Source organism: Flavobacterium sp. TSSA_36 (genome assembly GCF_051547165.1).
In the GTDB taxonomy this organism is placed as follows: domain Bacteria; phylum Bacteroidota; class Bacteroidia; order Flavobacteriales; family Flavobacteriaceae; genus Flavobacterium.
This window is the reverse complement of sequence record NZ_JBPTTP010000003.1, coordinates 115,115-135,180: the sequence shown is the minus strand read 5'-3', so window position 1 is coordinate 135,180 and position 20,066 is coordinate 115,115. Positions and strand designations below refer to the sequence as shown.

The 20,066-nt window shown below is 34.0% G+C and carries 18 protein-coding genes; 3 read left to right on the top strand and 15 right to left on the bottom strand.

What is annotated here, in order from left to right:
* Positions 1 to 33: 33 nt before the first annotated feature.
* The 14 genes from ACSVH7_RS07195 to ACSVH7_RS07130 form a co-directional block, all read right to left on the bottom strand.
* Positions 34 to 750: a response regulator transcription factor gene (locus ACSVH7_RS07195; RefSeq protein ID WP_438066039.1), complete on the bottom strand. Its 717-nt coding sequence runs from the start codon at positions 748 to 750 to the stop codon at positions 34 to 36.
* 3 nt (positions 751 to 753) lie between these two features.
* Complete coding sequence (locus ACSVH7_RS07190) at positions 754 to 2,337, bottom strand: sensor histidine kinase (protein WP_438066038.1); 1,584 nt, start codon at positions 2,335 to 2,337, stop codon at positions 754 to 756.
* A gap of 73 nt (positions 2,338 to 2,410) precedes the next feature.
* Positions 2,411 to 2,992 carry a dephospho-CoA kinase gene (coaE, locus tag ACSVH7_RS07185; RefSeq protein WP_438066037.1) on the bottom strand — a complete coding sequence of 194 codons (582 nt, stop codon included), beginning with the start codon at positions 2,990 to 2,992 and terminating at the stop codon, positions 2,411 to 2,413.
* On the bottom strand, positions 2,993 to 3,997 hold the full coding sequence (locus tag ACSVH7_RS07180; RefSeq protein ID WP_438066036.1) for a glycosyltransferase: 1,005 nt from the start codon (positions 3,995 to 3,997) through the stop codon (positions 2,993 to 2,995).
* A 57-nt stretch (positions 3,998 to 4,054) separates the two neighbouring features.
* Complete coding sequence (locus ACSVH7_RS07175; protein WP_438066035.1) at positions 4,055 to 4,861, bottom strand: enoyl-ACP reductase FabI; 807 nt, start codon at positions 4,859 to 4,861, stop codon at positions 4,055 to 4,057.
* A 90-nt stretch (positions 4,862 to 4,951) separates the two neighbouring features.
* Positions 4,952 to 6,142: an enoyl-ACP reductase FabV gene (gene fabV / locus ACSVH7_RS07170; RefSeq protein WP_438066034.1), complete on the bottom strand. Its 1,191-nt coding sequence runs from the start codon at positions 6,140 to 6,142 to the stop codon at positions 4,952 to 4,954.
* 32 nt (positions 6,143 to 6,174) lie between these two features.
* Positions 6,175 to 6,849 carry a hypothetical protein gene (locus ACSVH7_RS07165; RefSeq protein WP_438066033.1) on the bottom strand — a complete coding sequence of 225 codons (675 nt, stop codon included), beginning with the start codon at positions 6,847 to 6,849 and terminating at the stop codon, positions 6,175 to 6,177.
* A gap of 49 nt (positions 6,850 to 6,898) precedes the next feature.
* Positions 6,899 to 8,551 (bottom strand): DNA repair protein RecN, encoded by a 1,653-nt coding sequence (recN, locus tag ACSVH7_RS07160; protein WP_438066032.1) that lies wholly within the window; start codon positions 8,549 to 8,551, stop codon positions 6,899 to 6,901.
* Positions 8,552 to 8,601: 50 nt separating this feature from the next.
* On the bottom strand, positions 8,602 to 9,492 hold the full coding sequence (locus ACSVH7_RS07155; protein ID WP_438066031.1) for a DUF4835 family protein: 891 nt from the start codon (positions 9,490 to 9,492) through the stop codon (positions 8,602 to 8,604).
* 63 nt (positions 9,493 to 9,555) lie between these two features.
* Positions 9,556 to 10,797 (bottom strand): bifunctional phosphopantothenoylcysteine decarboxylase/phosphopantothenate--cysteine ligase CoaBC, encoded by a 1,242-nt coding sequence (coaBC, locus tag ACSVH7_RS07150; RefSeq protein WP_438066030.1) that lies wholly within the window; start codon positions 10,795 to 10,797, stop codon positions 9,556 to 9,558.
* Between the two features lie 8 nt (positions 10,798 to 10,805).
* Positions 10,806 to 11,123 carry a DNA-directed RNA polymerase subunit omega gene (locus tag ACSVH7_RS07145; RefSeq protein ID WP_024980826.1) on the bottom strand — a complete coding sequence of 106 codons (318 nt, stop codon included), beginning with the start codon at positions 11,121 to 11,123 and terminating at the stop codon, positions 10,806 to 10,808.
* 8 nt (positions 11,124 to 11,131) lie between these two features.
* On the bottom strand, positions 11,132 to 11,926 hold the full coding sequence (locus ACSVH7_RS07140; RefSeq protein ID WP_438066029.1) for an outer membrane protein assembly factor BamD: 795 nt from the start codon (positions 11,924 to 11,926) through the stop codon (positions 11,132 to 11,134).
* A gap of 134 nt (positions 11,927 to 12,060) precedes the next feature.
* Positions 12,061 to 12,939 carry a 4-hydroxy-tetrahydrodipicolinate synthase gene (dapA, locus tag ACSVH7_RS07135; protein ID WP_438066028.1) on the bottom strand — a complete coding sequence of 293 codons (879 nt, stop codon included), beginning with the start codon at positions 12,937 to 12,939 and terminating at the stop codon, positions 12,061 to 12,063.
* 17 nt (positions 12,940 to 12,956) lie between these two features.
* Complete coding sequence (locus ACSVH7_RS07130; RefSeq protein WP_438066027.1) at positions 12,957 to 13,475, bottom strand: DUF6913 domain-containing protein; 519 nt, start codon at positions 13,473 to 13,475, stop codon at positions 12,957 to 12,959.
* Between the two features lie 48 nt (positions 13,476 to 13,523).
* Between ACSVH7_RS07130 and ACSVH7_RS07125 the strand changes: the two genes are divergently transcribed.
* Positions 13,524 to 14,303: a 5'-nucleotidase C-terminal domain-containing protein gene (locus tag ACSVH7_RS07125; protein WP_438066026.1), complete on the top strand. Its 780-nt coding sequence runs from the start codon at positions 13,524 to 13,526 to the stop codon at positions 14,301 to 14,303.
* A 29-nt stretch (positions 14,304 to 14,332) separates the two neighbouring features.
* Positions 14,333 to 15,253, top strand: a complete 921-nt coding sequence (locus ACSVH7_RS07120) for a bifunctional metallophosphatase/5'-nucleotidase (protein ID WP_438066025.1) — start codon at positions 14,333 to 14,335, stop codon at positions 15,251 to 15,253.
* 51 nt (positions 15,254 to 15,304) lie between these two features.
* Here the strand turns inward: ACSVH7_RS07120 and ACSVH7_RS07115 are convergent, their stop codons facing one another.
* A complete protein-coding gene (locus tag ACSVH7_RS07115; RefSeq protein ID WP_438066024.1) occupies positions 15,305 to 16,840 on the bottom strand; it encodes a YifB family Mg chelatase-like AAA ATPase in 1,536 nt (511 codons plus the stop codon).
* 220 nt (positions 16,841 to 17,060) lie between these two features.
* Here ACSVH7_RS07115 and ACSVH7_RS07110 point away from each other — a divergent pair, with 220 nt between their 5' ends.
* On the top strand, positions 17,061 to 20,060 hold the full coding sequence (locus ACSVH7_RS07110; RefSeq protein WP_438066023.1) for an amidohydrolase family protein: 3,000 nt from the start codon (positions 17,061 to 17,063) through the stop codon (positions 20,058 to 20,060).
* The last annotated feature ends 6 nt before the right edge of the window (positions 20,061 to 20,066 follow it).

Genomic DNA, 20,066 nt, shown 5'->3' with positions numbered 1-20,066 from the left:
AGCTTCGAAATTTTCGAAGCTTTTTTTTGAGTTTTACGTAGTTGTTTGACTTTTAACAACTAGTCTAAATCCTTCACCATGAATATTTAAGATTTCAACATCTTCATCTGGTTTTAGGTATTTTCTTAATTTTGCGATGTAAACATCCATACTTCTTGAAGTAAAGTAGTTGTCATCTCTCCAAATTTTTGTCAGGGCTAATTCTCTTGGCATCAAATCATTTTCGTGCAGAATTAGCATTTTTAATAATTCATTTTCTTTCGGAGATAATTTGATTGGCTCTTCTTCTTGGAAAGTCAAAAATCTCAATTTTGAATTCAAGTGAAATTTACCAATATTGAACTCAAACTGTACCTGATCCGTTTTTACTTCTGAAGATTTTCTTTGAATAATGGCTTTAATTTTCATCAATAATACCTCAGAATCAAAAGGTTTGTTCAAATAATCATCAGCGCCTGCTTTGTAGCCTTTCATGACATCTTCTTTCATCGTCTTCGCGGTTAAGAATATAATTGGCACTTCACTGTTTTTTTCACGAATTTCCTTGGCAAGAGTATAGCCATCTTTGTAAGGCATCATTACATCTAATATACAAAGATCGTAATTGTCTTTTTTGAATTTTTCAAACCCTTCCATTCCATTTTTAGCTAAAACAACTTCAAAGTCATTTAGCATTAAATAATCTTTTAAAACAGCTCCAAAATTCAAATCGTCTTCTACAAGTAGAATTTTTTTATTTACATTTTCCATTTGCTAATTTATTAGTGGTATTTTAATAATAAAGGTACTTCCTTTACCTTTTTCGCTTTCTACATAAACTTGACCATTATGGTCTTCAACTATTTGTTTTACATAAGCCAAACCTAGACCGTGACCTTTCACATTGTGTAAATCTCCGGTATGTTCTCTATAAAATTTTTCAAACACTCTCTTTTGGGCTACCTTACTCATTCCTAATCCATTATCTTTTATTTTTATCAAAAGCATGTCTTTAATGTTCTCGGTATACACGTCAATTTTAGGAACTCCGGGAGTGTATTTTATGGCATTCTCTAAAATATTTACAATGACATTCGTAAAATGAAAGTCGTTTAATAAAACGGTTGTTCTTGAAGCTTCGAAATGTAATGTTACGCTGCCTTCTCTGTCTTCAAGTATTAAATTCACGTGTTCTATTGCGTCTTCTATTACTTCCTCTGCATTTTGGGACTCTTTGATGATATCTAATTCCTTTTTTTCTAACTTCGAAATTCTCAATACATTTTCAACCTGTGCATGCATACGTTTGTTTTCCTCTCGAATCATGGTTAAATACTTGAAAACTTTTTCTTTATCTTCAATGATTTTAGGATTACGAATGGCATCTAAAGCCAAATTTATGGTTGCAATAGGCGTTTTGAATTCATGGGTCATGTTATTGATAAAATCAGTCTTGATTTCTGAAATCTGACGCTGACGAATTAATTGATTCAAAGCAGAGGTATAGGCTATGAGAATAATCAACGTAAAGATAATTGACAAGACTGTGATACTTACTAACTCGGATAATAAAAATTTCTTTTTGTTGGGAAAAGTTACAAGTAACTTGTATTTCTCTGTACCTTCATTATCCGTAAAAATTGGAGTAGTATAGGTCGCGTTTTTTTCGAAACTGAAATTTTCAGATCGAATTTTAGTAGCTAAACCATTGCTATACACTCCAAATTCAAAATGGGTATCAACCCCGTTTTCTTCTAATTCTTTTTTAATCAACTTGGTAAGAACGTCATTGGAAACCCTTTCATGTATGGGTAATGCTGCAGCAAAATCTTTATATGATATTTCTAACTGAGCTTGATCTAAAATTTCTAAACTTCCTGATTTTTCAATTTTAACATCTGGTATTAGACTGTTTTGAAAATCGGAATTATCAATACTATTGTTATTATATATTTCTGTTTTTCTCTTAGCGTTAAAACTTTTATATTTTAAATCATCTTTACTTCTAGTAGCAAAAGTTGGATTAATATTGTAATCCTCAGATATGATACTATTGGAATAAACAATTGTTTTATTTGTTTTTTTATTTTTTTGAACCAGTGTAAATTCCATAATGTCTTCACGTTGAGGAATTCTACCAGTACTATCTTTTAATTTATTGATATTGTTGTAAAAATTATATGCTTCTTGTTTTTCAAGTTTTTCAGCAACATTTCCAATGACTTGTTTGACATGAAACCTAAATTGCTCATCATTATTGTTAAAGGAAGAATTGAACCAATACACTTGTACAAGAATGATACCAATGAGGGATAAACTCATTAACAATACTAATAATCTAAAAAACATTCTATTCATGCCACAAAATTAACATTTTAACAATATAATAAATAATGCATTAACCAAATATTAACAATTAATCCTCAAATTGTTATTTCAATAATAATTTAAGAATTTTAACAACTTGGTCTTGAGTATTAACAAGGGAGTCATTATTAATCACAAAATCGCTTTTTTCAAGCCGTTGTTCGTCAGTCCATTGGGCTTGTATGCGTTGTAGAATTTGTTCCTTAGAAGTGGAATCTCTTTTTATAACTCGTTGAATTCTAGTGTTTTCCGGAGTGTATACGCTAATAATTTTGTAACATTTTTTATCACCTCCGCTTTCAAATAAAATGGCTGATTCATAAATGATGAATTCAGATTGTTGATGGGCAGCTACCCATAATTTGAAGTGTTCGGCTACAGCTGGATGCACAATGGCATTTAATTGATTGAGTTTTTCGGGGTCGTTAAAAACAATGGCAGCAAGTTTTTTGCGGTCTAAAACCCCGTTTTCAAATAGGGTAGTGCCAAATATGTCTTGTATTTTGGATATAATCTGTGGCGATTGCATCACTTCTTTACCTGCATCGTCTGCAATGTAAACGGGAATGCCATGCGATTTAAAAATGGTCGCCACTGTCGTTTTCCCACTTCCAATACCACCTGTTAACCCAATTATTTTTGTCATTTACACTTTGAAAAATAATTCAGGAAATGCCTCCTGTGGTTGTTGTTTTAAAACAATTACTTTTAAATATGACACGATAAATCCTGTACCATATCCCCAAAATTGCTTCCAAACCGCAATTAAAGATAAGTACCCTATTTTGAGATTTTTATTTTGAATAGAAGAAGCAACAAACAATAACCCAAAGTAAAAAAAGTACAATTGAAGCATAAAATCAAAATGCTGACTGAATAAATACAGGATAATAGATAATCCAAAACCCAATATAAAGACACTAGGGAAAAAGAAGGTGAGTTTGTTATATTTAGGATACCAACTATTTAGAATTGGTCGAGCTTTGCCAAATTTATGGACTTGAATGGTGAATTTTTCCCAATCAATTCTGCGTTTGTGGTATACAAAAGCTTCCTGTATTAACTTAGTTTCAAATCCTAATTCCCATAATCTAATTGACAAATCAGGATCTTCACCCGGATGAATATTCCCAAAACCTTTTGATACTTCAAAAGCTTTTCTAGATAAACCCATGTTAAAGCTACGGGGTTGAAATTTACCTATTTTTTCAGAACCTCCACGAATGCCACCTGTTGTTAAAAAGGAAGTCATCGCAAAATTAATCGCTTTTTGAATATCTGAAAAGCTATCTAAAGCCTTATCTGGGCCACCAAAACAATCTACATAATGAGAATTCAAAGACGTTTCTACTTCTTTTAAATAATTTGGTGGAATAATACAATCCGAATCAAATATGATAAAATAATTGCCTCGTGCCTTTTGCATTCCAAAATTTCTCGAATCACCTGGTCCTGAATTGGGTTTGAAATAATAAGAAATATTTAATGATGTAGCATATTTCTCCAGTACTTCCTGACATCGAATGGTAGAACCGTCCTCCACAATTACAATTTCATAAACATCCGAATAGCTCATTTGAGTCAAACTCATTAATAGTTCATCTATTTCATCTGGACGGTTATAAACGGGGATTATTAACGAAAAAAACATAAAGTCTAGGTGGTATTAAATTTATTGCAACTGTTTAAAAGTTTGCAAAGATACTATTTATTCAAACATTTCCATTATTTCTTGACTCACACCCATCGATGAAAAACCACCATCGTGCATTAAATTTTGAAGCGTGACCTTCTTAGTTAAATCAGAAAATAGCGTAAGGGTATAATTAGCACAATCTAAAGCCGAGGCATTGCCAAGTGGCGCCATCTTTTCAGAATAATTGATAAAACCATTAAAACCTTTGACACCATGACCGGCCTTCGTTGCTGTTGGTGATTGAGAAATGGTATTTACCCTAACTTTTGATTTTTTTCCAAAAAAACACCCAAAACTTCTAGCTATCGATTCTAGAAAAGCTTTATTATCTGCCATATCATTGTAATCCGGAAATACACGCTGTGCGGCCATATACGAGAGAGCAACAATGCTTCCCCATTCATTCATTGCGTCTTTTTGATACAAAACCTGAAGTACTTTATGAAATGAAAGGGCTGAAACATTCCAGCCTTTTGCTGTAAAATCATAGTTTTGATTCGTATAATGATTGCCTTTACGCACATTTACAGACATTCCGATGGCATGTAAAACAAAATCAATTTTTCCTCCCAAGATATGTATTGCTTGCTCTACAAGATTTTCTAAGTCAGGGATTGAAGTCGCATCAGCAGGAATGACTATTGATCCCGTTTTCGTGGCTAAATCCTCGATATTTCCTAATCTCATGGAAGCAGGGGTGTTGGTCAAAACGAAAACACCTCCCTCTTCATGAACACGCTCAGCAGTTTTCCAAGCAATAGAATTTTCGTCTAGCGCTCCAAAAATAATTCCTCTTTTTCCTTTTAATAAATTATACATATTGGTTTCTTTTATAGCCATAAAAAAACACCTTATCTTAAATTTTATTACAAATAAAACAAAAATAAGGTGTTTATGGCTGCTATTGTTTTATACTATACTTGGTACATTTACTAGCTCGTTGGTTTCACTTTTATAATCTACTCCATCAAATTCAAAACCAAAAAGATTATAAAAATCATGACGATATCCTGATAAATCACCTATTTCAGCTAGATTTTCAGTAGTTGCCTGAGGCCATAATTGCGCTACTAATTCTTGCACATCCGCTCTCATTTCCCAGTCATCCACACGAATACGGCCTTGCTCGTCTGTTGTAATTCCTTCTTTACTGTACAAGCGTTCACTATACAAACGTTGCATTTGTTCGATACAACCTTCATGAATTCCTTTTTCTTTCATGATTTTATACAATAAAGAAATATACAATGGAATAACGGGTATTGCTGAACTAGCTTGAGTTACCAAGGCTTTATTTACCGAAACATAAGCTTTTCCATTAATGGCTTTCAAACTATCTGAAATGGTAAAGGCTGTTGCTTCTAAGTGATCTTTGGCACGCCCAATAGTCCCTTTTCTATATACGGCTTCGGTTAGGGAAGGTCCAATGTAAGAATAAGCAACTGTCATAGCTCCTTCGGCTAATAGGTTTTCTGCTTGTAAGGCTTCCATCCACATCGCCCAATCTTCACCGCCCATAACGGCAATAGTGTTTTCAATATCATCGCCTTCACAAGGTTGAATTGCTATTTCAGAGACTTTTCCCGAATGAAAATCGACAGTTTTATTTTCATAAACACCTCCAATTGGTTTCAAAGTGGATCGATGTAACACTCCCGTTACAGGATGTTGACGTACTGGTGAAGCTAAGCTGTAAATCACTAAATCAACTTGACCTAAATCTTGTTTGATTAAATCCAGTGTTTGTCGTTTTACTTCATTAGAAAACGCATCTCCATTAATACTTTTGGCGTACAAACCCGCTTTATGAGCTTCTTTTTCAAAAGCAGCAGAATTGTACCATCCTGGCGAAGCTGCTTTTCCTGTCGCTGCAGGTTTTTCAAAAAAAACGCCAATCGTCGCTGCATCAGATCCAAAAGCACTTGTAATTCTTGAGGCTAATCCAAATCCGGTTGAAGCACCGACCACCAATACTTTTTTGGCTCCTGCGATTGGTCCTTTAGATTTAATATATTCAATTTGATTTTTTACATTTTGCTCGCATCCGTCAGGGTGAGATGTCAAACAAATAAATCCTCTCATTCTTGGTTCAATAATCATAATATTGGGTTTTCATTATTACGTAAAATACTTTATCTTATAATTTTATCAATTATTTCTCTTGTTTTAAGTATATCTATCTTCTTTTCTTCACAAGAAAGTGTCTCCTTATTATACTTCGATAGCAAAGTATTTAAATCCTGACAATCCCTAATTAAGTTAAATTCCTTTGTATTAAAATCAAATACAACCCCTTTTAACTTATTTAAAGTTGCTGCATAAGCACCAGCTGCTGCACCACCAACACCATAGGCGAATCCTTTTGACCAAGCATTTGCAAAAGAGACTTCTAAATATAAAAAATTACCGTCTTTGGTAACTCTATGATAAGAATTTGGATTATCTCCTTCTTGATTTCTATCATCTTTTGAGGCTAAATTATGAATTTGCCGTTGTTGAATGTATACACTTCCGTTATATGAAATAGCAAAAGCATTGGTTATTTTGGAATTATTTTTTTTATTAAAAAAGAAAACTTGGTCTGCTTCGAAATTTCTTTCCATCTCCTTAAATCCAGCCATAGGCTTTCTAATTAAAAAGGGTCCATAATCAATGCTTTTTTTTTCTACAAAATCTTCATAACTCAAATAAATACCTTCGGGGTATTCGGAATTTAAAAATTTAAAGTTTTGAGACTCTATATTATTCTGAGCCGTCAATAAAGAGGGGAGTAGACCTCCAAAAAATATAAAAAAAAAATGCTTCATGAAAAGTAAAATGGTTGGTTAATTAATGGAGCAAATATAGCCCATTTTTTTAGTTGAGCAAGGCTTTAGCGTGATTTAAGGCAGATTCTGAAACGGCTGTACCTGACAACATTTGTGCAATTTCTAACACTCTTTCATCAACGCTCAATAAGCGTAATTCAGAAGAAGTCGTTTCTCCCAAAGTCGTTTTGGCTACTTTAAAATGGGAGTCACCTTTGGCTGCAATTTGTGGTAAGTGTGTAATGGCAAATACTTGCATAGTTGCGCTCATTTGCTTCATAATTTCTCCCATACGAATTGCAATTTCACCAGAAACTCCTGTATCAATTTCATCAAAAATCAAGGTAGGTAATTTAGAATACTGTGCTAATATTGCCTTTACAGCTAGCATTATTCTAGACATTTCGCCTCCTGAAGCTACTTTTTTGAGTAATCCAAAATCTCCTCCTTTATTAGCTGAAAATAAAAATTGCAATGCGTCTTTTCCGTTATTAAAATAAGTAGTTCCTAGGGTCAATGTAATCTGAAAACGAACATTAGGCATGCCTAGTTTTTCCAAGATAACCGTAAGTTTTTCGGTCAATGCAGGGAGTGCAGCTTCTCGTTTATTATGAATAATTGCTGCCAAAGCGTTTAATTCACTTTCATGATTTGAAATACTTTCTTGTAGGTTTTCAATCTCTGTTTCTAAGTTCCCTATCGAGACTAAAGATTGATCTAATTGCTCTTGAATACTTAATAATTCAGCCACCGTTTTGACTTGATGTTTTTTCTGTAAAGTATAAATTAATTGCAATTTTTGATTGGTATACTCGAGCTTTTCAGGGTCATTGAGTAACATTTCCGCCTGTTGATTCAATTCCAAACTGATATCGTCAAATTCAATTAGCACGCTATTGATTCTTTCTAAGAGCTCTTGATATTTGGTTCCGAAAGGCGCAATTCGCTGTAAAGTTGTTTTGATTTCTTTTAAATGATGTAAAGCACCTATTTCATCTTCATTGGCAATTAAGATAGATTTTTCAATTGCTTCCTTGATCGTTTCTACATTATTAAGACGTTCAAAATCTTCTTCTAATTGTTCTTGTTCTCCATCAGAAAGTTTTGCAGCTAGCAATTCTTCTAATAAAAAAGAATTGTATTCTTGTTCTTTTATAGCTTCTCCTTGCTTCTTTAATAAAGCATTCAATGTTGTTTTTTCGGACTTAAAGTGCTTTAAAACTTCTTGATATTTGCCAAGTTCAAATGAGTTAGCAGCAATAGCATCAATGATTTTAAATTGCACTTCTTCTTCTGATAATTCTTGTGTTTGTTGCTGCGAATGGATATCAATCAAATACAAACTCAATTCTTGTAATTCTTGAAGATTTGCGGGACTATCATTGATAAAAGCACGTGACTTTCCTGAAGGCAAAATCTCTCTTCGAATAATTGTTTCTTCTTCGTAATCTAAATCATGCGCTTCAAAAAATCCTTTCAAATTATATTTTGAAATTTCAAAATGGGCTTCGATTACACATTTTTCTTCTGCATTTTTTAAAGAGGACAAGTCAGCTCTTTTTCCTAAAACTAATCCTAAGGCCCCTAGAATGATAGACTTACCTGCGCCCGTTTCACCGGTGATGATAGATAAACCAGAAGTAAAATCAATAGTCAATTGATCAATTAAAGCAAAGTTTTTTATGGAAAGTGAGGTTATCATTTATTTTATTTTGAATACATGTTCTAACACCCGAGAAGTGAAAGGAGATATTAATACTTAATTTGATTCCATTTACTAGAATTCATGGGTGAAATTTTAGTTAAGACCTCTTGTAGATCAGTGATTGTGATACTTGGTCCACCAGAAAAAATAGCGGTAATTTCATCTGATTTTGCATCAAAAAAAACGCGTGTTAAAAAAGCATTAGGACGTGTTTGATGCAGTTTTGAAAGGTTTATAATCGAGTTTTTGATTTTTTCTTTAGCCATTTTTAAATCTGAACTCATTATATCCAAGCCTTGATGATACTCTGTTAAAGTTTGTCGATAGGCTGAAAAAGTAGGCGATAATAAATCATTGGTTAGAAAGAAGCGATTTTGTACGCCATCCGCTTGGCTCCATCCTTTGTAGCCGCCTTGTTGGGCAACATTTAAGATATTCTGAGCGGTTTCTAAATAGGAGTTTCCTCCAAAAGGCTGAAAAGTATCCATATTTAATCCCAAAATCAAATAACTATAATAGGCTAAAACGGAGACCAAATTGGATTCAAAAACAGAGGGATTAAAAATTAGATTTTCGAATTCGACATATCTAAAATTAAAATCTTTGTCATTATAATTCAAAACAGGTGTGCTATAAGTAGAATTATAAATCAATCTTGACGATTGTACTTGAATTGTTCCAGAAAATTGATCTGAGGAAATAGAAGATAAGGTGATAAACATGGAGCATTTTATCTTCTCATTTTGCTTAAGTGCTTGCCCTGTCCAATCGGTTTTATTTACGAATTCATTTAAGGCTAATTCTAAATTTTTAATTAATTGTTGGTTGGTATTCGTTACTTTTTGAGCATTGACAATAACCGAACAATTGAGTTGTTGGGCGCTAGTTCTTGAAAAGCAAGCAATCACTAAGAAAAAGACAGCTATAAATCTGTACATAATCAAAACATTTATTGATTGAAAACGGCTATTGAATAAAAAAAGTATTGTAAAACAAAAGGATTAAATGGTCATAAAATGTGCACAAACTTTATCCATAATATCTATGGCAACAGCGGTTTTCGCTTTTAAATCCATCGCCTCAATTCTAAAATTCTTGTCGATAAAGGTAATCTTATTGGTTGATTTACCAAAACCGGCGCCCTCATCTTGTAAAGAATTCAAAACAATTAAGTCTAAATTCTTTTTTTGAAGTTTCAATTTGGCATTTTCAATTTCATTTTCTGTTTCTAAAGCAAAGCCAATTAAATATTGATGTTTTTTTGATGCGCCCAACGAGGCTAAGATATCTTTGGTTTTCTCTAATTCAATGCTGAAATTTTCGGCTGCTTTTTTAATTTTTTGCGAGGCTATATGTTTAGGTCGATAATCAGCTACAGCCGCCGCTGCAATGGCAACATCCACTTTTGGAAAGCATTCATGACATTGATTATACATTTGTTCTGCAGAAATTACTGGATAAACAGTAATTGTAGGATAAAGTGGTTTGCAGAAAGTAGGGCCTGTCACCAAAAAAACCTGAGCTCCTAATGCTGCTGCTCGATTTGCAATATCAAAGCCCATTTGACCTGACGAATGATTCCCGATAAAACGCACGGGGTCTATTGCTTCGTATGTTGGTCCAGCTGTAACTAAGATTGTTTTTCCTTTTAAAGGTAATTTTGCTTCAAGATCAAGCGTTATAAAAGTGATTATATTTTCAGGCTCAGCCATTCTTCCTTCGCCTGAAAGTCCGCTAGCTAATTCTCCGCTTTCCGCAGGAATCATTATATTACCAAACGATTGTAATTTCTGAAAACTTTCTAGTGTTGAAGGATGTTTGTACATATCTAAATCCATAGCAGGAGCGAAATATACAGGGCATTTGGATGATAAGTAGACGGCCATTAATAGATTGTCGCAGCTACCGTTAGCCATTTTTGATAACGTGTTCGCAGTAGCAGGGGCTATGATCATGAGATCAGCCCAAAGTCCTAACTCAACATGATTGTTCCAAAGCTCTTTTGCATCAGGGTTTGGGACGATTGTATCGGCAATTTCTTTGTCGTAAAATGTAGAATATACTGGATTTTTGGATAAAGCCGATAAGGTTAATGGCGTTACAAAATCCTTAGAAGCAGGTGTCATGACTACTTGGACTTGAGCACCTGCTTTTATGAAAAGTCGCACTAATGAAGCGGTTTTATAGGCCGCAATTCCACCAGAAATTCCTAGTAAAACTTTTTTGCCTTTTAAAACAGACATAAGTACTATTATTTGTTTGTATCTCTATGATAAATTTTACCATCTAACCATTCTTGAACGGCTAATGCATGTGGTTTTGGTAATTTTTCGTAAAATTTAGAAACCTCAATTTGTTCTTTATTTTCAAAAACTTCTTCAAGACTATCATTATAGGTAGCAAACTCTTCTAGTTTTTCGGTCAATTCTTTTTTAATTTCAGAATTGATTTGATTTGCTCTTTTAGCCATAATGGTTATTGCTTCATATACATTACCAGTAGGTTCTTCAATTACAGTTTTGTTATAGGTAATTGTATTTACTGGAGCATTCGTCTTCTTTAAATCCATGACTTTATTTATTTAGTAAATTTTTGTAACTCGTTTTCAATTCTTGCTAACATGTCGTCAGCTTTTTCTTTATACTTAGTGTCAGATTTATAGCGTAGTAAGGTAGTGTGTGCTACTTTTGCTATTTGTAATCTTTCTTCCATTTTTTGAGGAATACTATTGATGGCTAGATTATAAGCCGAATCTAGTTTAAAATACAAGGCATTTTCTTTTAAAGAAGTACCCGGATAATCTGCAATAAAATTATCTAACGAGATTAATGCTGATTTATAATCCATGATTTTATTGTAACCAATAGCATTTTCATACACTTTTTTCTCAATTTTTTGATTCAAAGTGCGCATTGTTTCATTGGCTTCCTTTAGATATTCAGAATTAGGATAGTTATCAATAAAATTTTGAAGTTTTTCAATGGCTTTAAAAGTGTCTACTTGATCCAGACTATATACCGGGGAAAGCATTGAGTAACATTTAGCTCCTAAATAGGCGGCTTCTTGCACTTTTTCACTTCTTGGATAATTAGAAGCAAAGCTTTCAAACTGATATCCTGCTAGCACATACTGTTTGGTTTTGTAATAAGCTTGAGAGTACATATAAAACATTTTCTCTGCCTGAGGTTTTCCTCTGTATGCCGGCGCTATTTGTTCAAAAAGGCGTATGGCTTTTGAATATTTACCTGCATCATATAGCTTTTCAGCCAATTCATATTTTACTCCAACATCTTCAGTTTTTAAAGCTTTTTGATATTCTCCACAAGAACCCAAAACGAGAGCAAGAATTAACAATGCAACTATTTTCTTCATTTAATTTTTTTTATTACAATTTAACACCAAATAGTTAAAAATCAAACACAACTTTGGCTGGCAAATTTAGGTATTAATTTAGCGATTACAAAATATATTTTTATTTAAAAAAAAGCTTACTTTTTTTTAAATAATTATTTAAAATTTTTCACAAACTCATGGATCCTTATGGAAAGGGATTTATCCACTGAAACCAAAGGAAGTCGTACTACATTTTCAGCCATCCCCAATGCTTTGAAAACTTCTTTTATCCCTGCTGGGTTTCCTTGTTCAAAAATCATGTCGATGCTTTCGGCAAGTTTGTATTGAATTTCAAAAGCGGCTTCCACTTTTTTATTGAGTCCTAAACGAATCATTTCTGAAAATTCTTTTGGAAATCCTTGACCAATGACGGAGATTACACCTGCACCACCAGCCAAAACTACAGGTAAAGCAATCATGTCATCTCCAGAAATTACCATAAAATCCTTAGGTTTATATTGAATGATTTTCATCGCTTGAGCCAAATCACCAGCAGCTTCTTTTATACCTATAATATTGGGAAAGTCATTTGCTAATCTAAGAACTGTGGATGGTAACATATTACTTGAAGTTCTACCCGGAACATTATAGAGTAATACAGGCAATGGAGATGCTTCTGCGATTGCTTTAAAATGTTGATAAATTCCCTCTTGTGTAGGTTTGTTGTAATAGGGTGATACTGATAATATAGCCTGAAAATCAGTAAAATCTCTTGTTTTTAGTTCTTCTACAATTTGGGAGGTGTTATTGCCTCCTACGCCTAAAACTAAAGGCAGTCTGCCTTTGTTTGTCTCGATAACTGTATTGATTACTAGTTCTTTTTCTTGAGGGCTGAGCGTTGCATTTTCAGCAGTGGTTCCCATAACCACTAAATATTCTATTCCATTCTCAATAGCGTAATTTACGATGTTTGTTAACGCTTCTGTATCTACTGAAAAATTTGACTTGAATGGGGTCACTAAAGCAACACCTGTACCTAATAATGCTTGCATAATGGAAATAAATAGAATTAATTTTTTTTAATTGATTGTAAAACTCGCATAAATTCTTGTGCGAATTGATTGTAATTTATTGTTTGTGTATTGATCAATAAATCATTCAAACGATGATCTATCGTGAAAAAACCTACTTTAAATTTTGCCAATGACTGATGTGTAATCCATTCTAAAAAACTATTTTGAGTGTCATAATAGCTCAATAAAACATCAAACGGAAATCGTATAAAATCCAAAACCTTTGGATCTTGAATTTGCAGGTCTAAACTCAAGCTTTTCCAGCTAAAAACGGAATATTCACATGGTTGATTTAGGTGTTTTGCTTCTTTAAATGCTAAAACTGTGATGTTTTGTTCATGAAAACCGTTTGCTATTAGCGCTTTTGTTAGTGCGTTTGTTTGGTTAAAAGTAACTTCATCTACAAGTAAACCAATACTTTGCACCTCATTAGATAGCGATATTTTTCTCGTATTTAACAAGATGTTTTTTAACTTCTTTTTTAGGAAAAAATCTTTAAAATAATTGAAAAACATACTACTTTTACTGAGGTACAAAACTAATTAATTAAAGTCTTATTATACATGGTAAAACTAAAAAAGTATATTCAAATTTTTAAACTTTTTGTTATATTCTTAACATTTTCTTCCATTTTTTCTTGCGCACCTAAAGCGTATCAGCTTACCAAAATTGAAGGGAAAAGGGTTTCTGTTAATAATACACTAACTTCCACAGAAAAAATCGATGTCTATCTTAAGCCGTATCGAGATAACATAGACAAGGATTTGAATACAGTTTTAGCCTATTCTCCTGAAACCTTAGACAAAAGTAGTGGTAAATGGCAAACTACCATTGGTAATTTGATGGCCGATGCTTGTTTAGAGCGCGGAAATGTGATTTTAAAAGCCCGTGAGAACAAGCAAATTGATATCTGCTTATTGAATCATGGAGGTATTCGCTCTATCTTACCAAAAGGAGAGGTTACCACGAGAACTGCTTTTCAAATTATGCCATTTGAAAATAGTTTAGTAGTGATTACTTTAAAAGGAGAAACGGTGATGGAATTGATTACTTATTTTATCAAAACTAAAAAACCACAACCTCTTTCAGGTTTAACTTTTACCATTGATAAAAACGATCAGCCTAAAGATATTAAGATAAAAGGTGTAGCATTTGATATTTCTAAAGAATATCAGGTAGCCACAAACGATTATCTTGCTAGCGGAGGTGATGATATGAGTTTTTTTAAAAAAGGAATTAAAACCTATGATTTAGATTATAAACTACGCAATGTCTTGATTGATTATTTCAAAGAAATAAAAACAATACCTGTTTTAAAAGAAGCTAGAATTACGGAAGAATAACAACTGTTGTATTCAAAAAAAACAAACTTATGAAAAGAAGAGATTTTATTCAAAAAACAGCTGCGAGTTCTGCTTTATTAGCTTTGCCTAGCTTGCCTCTAATGAGTTTTTCAAAGACTGATATAAAAAAAATCACGATACTCCATACTAATGATGTGCATAGTCATATTGATCCCTTTCCAGCTGATGATCCCAGAAATGCCAATATGGGAGGTGTTTCTAGAAGAGCAGCCTTAATCGATACCATTCGGAAAGAAAATGCCAATGTCTTATTGTTAGATGCTGGGGATGTATTTCAGGGTACTCCTTATTTTAATTATTATGGTGGTGAATTAGAATTGAAGTTAATGAGTATGATGCAATATGATTTGGCTACCTTAGGAAATCATGATTTTGATAATGGACTTGAAGGTTTTTATGCTCAAATGCATCATGCTAAATTTGATTTTATTTCTGCCAATTATGATTTTAAAAATACAATTTTAGACACTCATATTAAACCCTATAAAATTTTTATCAAGGACGGAATTAAAATTGGTGTTTTTGGTTTAGGAATAGAACTCCAAGGTTTAGTTGATAAAAAAAACTACAAAGAAACCGTGTATCTTGACCCCGTTGAAATTGCCCAAGAGATGGCACGTGCCTTGAAAACCAATGAAAAATGTGACTTGGTAATCTGCTTATCTCATCTTGGTTATGACTATACAAAAGGAAGCGATTCTACTAAAATTTCAGATTTAAAATTGGCTCAAAAAACACAAGATATTGATTTAATAATTGGCGGTCATACCCATACATTTTTGGATAAGCCCACGATAATGAAAAATCTTGTCGGAAAGGACGTTTTGGTAAATCAAGTGGGATGTTACGGTTTGCACTTAGGTAGAATTGATTTTTATTTTGATTCAAATCAACAGAATATCGCTAAAGGAAAAGCGATAATCGTGTAATAGCTCTATCATATAAAAAGCACCTACGGGTGTTTTTTTCTTTCTCTAATTTTAACCCAGCCAGCCTTCTCTATCCAAGCTTCGGTATTGTATTGCTTCGGCTATATGCGAAGCCATTACATCGGAAGACGCTTCAAGATCAGCAATGGTTCGGGCGACTTTCAAAATTCGATCATAAGCTCTTGCTGAAAGATTTAAGCGCTCCATAGCGGTTTTGAGTAGCTCTTTTGAAGTAGCATCCAATGCGCAAAATTCACGAATATGTTTCGTACTCATTTGAGCATTATAATGAATCGCTTCCAATAGATCGAATCGTTTGCTTTGTAATTCGCGTGCAGCTGTGACGCGCTCTCGAATAGCGGCACTGCTTTCTGCTTTTCTATCATCTGATAATTTTTCAAAAGGAACCGGAGTTACTTCAATATGAATATCAATTCTATCCAAAAGCGGTCCAGAAATTTTACTCAAATACCGTTGCATTTCATGAGGAGAAGACGTTTGAGGAGCGCTAGGATCATTAAAAAAACCACTCGGACTCGGGTTCATACTTGCCACCAACATAAACGAGGAAGGATAAGTCACCGTAAATTTGGCTCTAGAAATCGTTACCTCTCTATCTTCTAAAGGCTGACGCATTACTTCCAAAACATCGCGTTTAAACTCGGGCAACTCATCCAAAAACAGCACCCCATTATGCGCCATTGAAATTTCACCCGGCTGAGGGTAACTCCCCCCGCCAACTAAGGCTACATTCGAAATAGTATGATGTGGACTCCGAAAAGGGCGCTGATTCATCAGTCCTACTTCTTTTAATTTCCCGGCAACACTATGAATTTTGGTGGTTTCAAGTGCTTCACGTAAGGTCATTGGAGGTAAGATACTAGGCAGGCGTTTGGCTAGCATCGTTTTTCCTGCACCGGGAGGTCCAATCAAAATAATATTATGACCGCCAGCCGCAGCAATTTCCATACAACGCTTTATGCTTTCTTGACCTTTTACATCAGAAAAATCAAATTCAGGAAAATCTAACGTTTTGTAAAATTCCGCTCTTGTATCAATTCGTGTGGGTTCAAGAGTTTTTTTTCCTTCTAAGAAATCAATGACTTCTTGCACATTTTCAACGCCGTAAACATCTAATCCAGCAACTATGGCGGCTTCTTTTACGTTTTGTTTCGGGAGAAAAAATCCTTTAAACCCCTCTTCTTTGGCTTTTATTGCTATGGGTAATGCGCCTCTAATTGGCTGTAAGCTGCCATCCAATGATAATTCTCCCATAATAATATATTCCTCTAAAACAGTAGTAGTAATCTGTGAAGAAGCTACCAAAATTCCAATGGCTAATGTCAAATCGTATGCAGAGCCTTCTTTTCGTAAATCGGCAGGCGCCATGTTGATTGTGATTTTTTTTACTGGTAAAGTATAACCATTATTTTTGAGAGCGGCCGCAATACGATAACTACTTTCTTTTATAGCATTATCTGGTAAACCTACCAAATGATATCCAACTCCTTTATCAATATTAACCTCTACGATAATTGTGGTAGCTTCTACCCCAAAGACTGCACTTCCAAAAACTTTAACAAGCATAGCAATATTCTTTTGATTAAAAGTAAAATAAATTTTGAAACAATAACAGTAATCAACTTGTTAAATTAAAAAAAATATTTACATCTTATTAAAAAAAAGAGGTAAAAAAATAAATATTTAGGATAAAAATAAAGTCATTCATAAAAAAATAGTTAAAGCTGTCATGATTCTAATTCGTACAACTTATTTTAGTATTTTTAAAAAAATTAACTAACCCATTATGAAAAAACTTATAATCCTACTCTTTTTTGGTGTTTTTATAGCAAAAACACAAGCACAAGAGTACTTTCCAAATAACGAAAGTATTCCAAACAAAAACAATTATTATACTGCTTTTACCAACGCAAAAATCTATGTTACCCCTACTCAAATCATTGAAAAAGGAACATTACTCATTCAAAATGGTAAAGTTGTAGCATCAGGAACCACAGTAGCAATCCCAAAAAATGCAATGATCATTGACGCCGAAGGGAAATCAATTTATCCTTCATTCATCGATATGTATACTAGTTTTGGTGCCGAAAAACCAAAAAGAACGGCATCTGGCGAAAGAGGTTCTTCTTATGACACCAAACGCGTAGGTTATTATTGGAACGAAAATATTCGCTCAGAAATCAATGCTTACGAAACTTTCGCTTACGACGAAACCAAGGCCGAAGAATTACTAAAAGCTGGATTTGGTGTAGTAGGTACTCACATTCAAGACGGAATTGCCCGAGGAACTGGGGCTATCGTAGCATTGAACAATAGCGACAAAACGAATCGAATTTTGAGCAACAAAGCCACTCAACACTTTGGCTTTACTCGTAGCGTGACCACCAATCAATCCTACCCTTCTTCGCTGATGGGAATGATGGCTTTGATTCGTCAAATGTATCACGACAAGGAATGGTACAAAAATGGCAACGCCACAAACAAAGACTTATCGTTAGAAGCTCTGATGACCAACGAAAAACTAGTTCAAATTTTTACTGCAGAGGACAAATTGAATAGTTTAAGAGCCTCCAAAATTGCAAAAGAATTTGGATTGAATTATATCCTTAAAGGAGCTGGAAACGAATTTGAACGCATTCAAGAAATCAAAAAAACGAATGCTAGTTTTATCATTCCGATTAACTTCCCGGAAGCTTACGATGTTTCAAATCCATTCAATGCTAACCAAATGGAATTGGCTGATTTGCGTTTTTGGAATCAAGCGCCAAGCAACTTAAAAGTACTATCTGAAAACGGCGTTACTTTCGCCTTAACTACCGATAAATTAAAAAAGGTAGAAGACTTTAGAGGAAATTTATTAAAAGCCATTCAATTTGGTTTTGATCCGATCAAAGCGCTAGAAGCTTTGACTACTACTCCCGCTGCTTTACTCGGAAAAAGTAATGAAATTGGAACCTTAAAAACAGGTAGCTATGCCAATTTCATCATTACTTCAGGAGCTATTTTTGACGAAAAAACCATCGTTTTCGAAAACTGGGTACAAGGGAATAAATATGTGATTAACGATTGGACTGTAAAAGACATTCGTGGAGACTATGATTTGACCGTTAGTAATGAAACCTATAAACTAAAAATTGAAGGAGAAGTTGCCAAACCAAAATCAGATATTACAACCGCTGATAAAAAGAAAGTAAAATCGAATTTGACTTTTGCTAATCAATGGGTTACTCTTCTAATCAAACCTAATGACGATGTAAAAACGAGTTTTACAAGATTGAATGGTTTGGTAGATACTACCGAAAACCTCTCGGGTAAAGCTATTTTAAACAATGGATCAGAAGTGACTTGGTATGCTAAGAAAACAGCACCATTCAAGATTGCAAAAGACTCAAGCGCTGTAGAAAAACCATTCGCGGTTCAGCCTGTTACTTATCCCAACATCGCTTACGGAAATACTGAAGTACCAAAAGCGCAAACTTTGTTATTCAAAAATGCAACCGTTTGGACCAACGAAAAAGAAGGGATTTTAGAACAAACCGATGTGTTGGTTAAAAACGGAAAAATTGCTGCCATCGGGAAAAATCTTTCTGACGGTGGAGCTACTATTATTGATGCCAAAGGAAAACATTTAACCAGCGGTATCATTGACGAACACTCTCACATTGCTATTTCTAATGGTGTAAACGAGGGCGGACACAACTCTAGTGCCGAGGTAACTATCGAAGATGTAGTGAACTCCGAAGACATTAATATTTATAGAGATTTAGCGGGTGGAGTGACTACTTCCCAATTACTACACGGATCTGCCAACCCTATTGGTGGTCGCTCGGCTATCGTAAAATGGAAATGGGGAATGGAACCAGAAGAATTGTTATACAAAAACCAACCCAAATTCATCAAATTTGCTTTAGGTGAAAACGTAAAACAATCCAATTGGGGCAATGTAAATCCAACACGTTTTCCTCAAACTCGTATGGGAGTAGAACAAGTGTTTACGGATTACTTTCAAAGAGCCAAAGAATACGACTTAGCTTGGAAAACATACAATACAAGTGGAAAAAAAGATAAAACAAAAGCGCCAAGAACCGATTTGGAATTACAGACTTTAGCTGAAATTTTGAACAACAAACGATTCATAACTTGTCATTCTTATGTACAATCAGAAATCTTGATGTTACTAAATGTCGCAGACAAAATGGGATTCAAAGTAAATACCTATACCCACATTCTTGAAGGATACAAAGTGGCCGATAAAATGAAAGAACACGGTGTAGGAGCCTCCACTTTCTCTGACTGGTGGGCTTATAAATTCGAAGTAAACGATGCTATTCCACAAAATGGACCAATCATGCACAACCACGGATTAGTAGTAGCCTACAATTCAGATGATGCCGAAATGTCAAGAAGATTGAACCAAGAAGCTGCAAAAGCAGTAAAATATGGTAATATTTCTGAAGAAGAAGCTTGGAAATTCGTGACTTTAAATCCTGCAAAATTATTACACATTGACGATAAAGTAGGAAGTATAAAAGTAGGCAAAGATGCCGATGTAGTACTTTGGAACAACAATCCTTTGTCTATTTATGCCAAAGCAGAAAAAACATTAATCGAAGGTGTTGTTTATTTTGACAGCCAAGTAGACGAAGCCAAAAGAGCAGCAAATGCTAAAGAAAGAGCTCAATTGATTGGTCAATTATTGTTAGAAAAAAACAAAGGAATGGCCACGCAAGCTCCTAAAAAAACAATCAAACCTGAGTACGAATGCGATACTATGGAAGAATTGTAATCCCAT

Excerpts from the sequence above, each read along its gene's own strand:
- ACSVH7_RS07190 (WP_438066038.1), bottom strand. The coding sequence starts at position 2,337 with ATGAATAGAATGTTTTTTAGATTATTAGTATTGTTAATGAGTTTATCC.
- ACSVH7_RS07145 (WP_024980826.1), bottom strand. The coding sequence starts at position 11,123 with ATGGATTTAAAGAAGACGAATGCTCCAGTAAATACAATTACCTATAAC.
- ACSVH7_RS07110 (WP_438066023.1), top strand. The coding sequence starts at position 17,061 with ATGAAAAAACTTATAATCCTACTCTTTTTTGGTGTTTTTATAGCAAAA.
- ACSVH7_RS07140 (WP_438066029.1), bottom strand. The coding sequence starts at position 11,926 with ATGAAGAAAATAGTTGCATTGTTAATTCTTGCTCTCGTTTTGGGTTCT.
- recN (WP_438066032.1), bottom strand. The coding sequence starts at position 8,551 with ATGATAACCTCACTTTCCATAAAAAACTTTGCTTTAATTGATCAATTG.
- fabV (WP_438066034.1), bottom strand. The coding sequence starts at position 6,142 with ATGATTATTGAACCAAGAATGAGAGGATTTATTTGTTTGACATCTCAC.
- ACSVH7_RS07130 (WP_438066027.1), bottom strand. The coding sequence starts at position 13,475 with ATGTTTTTCAATTATTTTAAAGATTTTTTCCTAAAAAAGAAGTTAAAA.
- ACSVH7_RS07165 (WP_438066033.1), bottom strand. The coding sequence starts at position 6,849 with ATGAAGCATTTTTTTTTTATATTTTTTGGAGGTCTACTCCCCTCTTTA.
- coaE (WP_438066037.1), bottom strand. The coding sequence starts at position 2,992 with ATGACAAAAATAATTGGGTTAACAGGTGGTATTGGAAGTGGGAAAACG.
- ACSVH7_RS07180 (WP_438066036.1), bottom strand. The coding sequence starts at position 3,997 with ATGTTTTTTTCGTTAATAATCCCCGTTTATAACCGTCCAGATGAAATA.
- coaBC (WP_438066030.1), bottom strand. The coding sequence starts at position 10,797 with ATGTCTGTTTTAAAAGGCAAAAAAGTTTTACTAGGAATTTCTGGTGGA.
- ACSVH7_RS07120 (WP_438066025.1), top strand. The coding sequence starts at position 14,333 with ATGAAAAGAAGAGATTTTATTCAAAAAACAGCTGCGAGTTCTGCTTTA.
- ACSVH7_RS07125 (WP_438066026.1), top strand. The coding sequence starts at position 13,524 with ATGGTAAAACTAAAAAAGTATATTCAAATTTTTAAACTTTTTGTTATA.
- ACSVH7_RS07175 (WP_438066035.1), bottom strand. The coding sequence starts at position 4,861 with ATGTATAATTTATTAAAAGGAAAAAGAGGAATTATTTTTGGAGCGCTA.
- dapA (WP_438066028.1), bottom strand. The coding sequence starts at position 12,939 with ATGCAAGCATTATTAGGTACAGGTGTTGCTTTAGTGACCCCATTCAAG.
- ACSVH7_RS07155 (WP_438066031.1), bottom strand. The coding sequence starts at position 9,492 with ATGTACAGATTTATAGCTGTCTTTTTCTTAGTGATTGCTTGCTTTTCA.
- ACSVH7_RS07115 (WP_438066024.1), bottom strand. The coding sequence starts at position 16,840 with ATGCTTGTTAAAGTTTTTGGAAGTGCAGTCTTTGGGGTAGAAGCTACC.
- ACSVH7_RS07195 (WP_438066039.1), bottom strand. The coding sequence starts at position 750 with ATGGAAAATGTAAATAAAAAAATTCTACTTGTAGAAGACGATTTGAAT.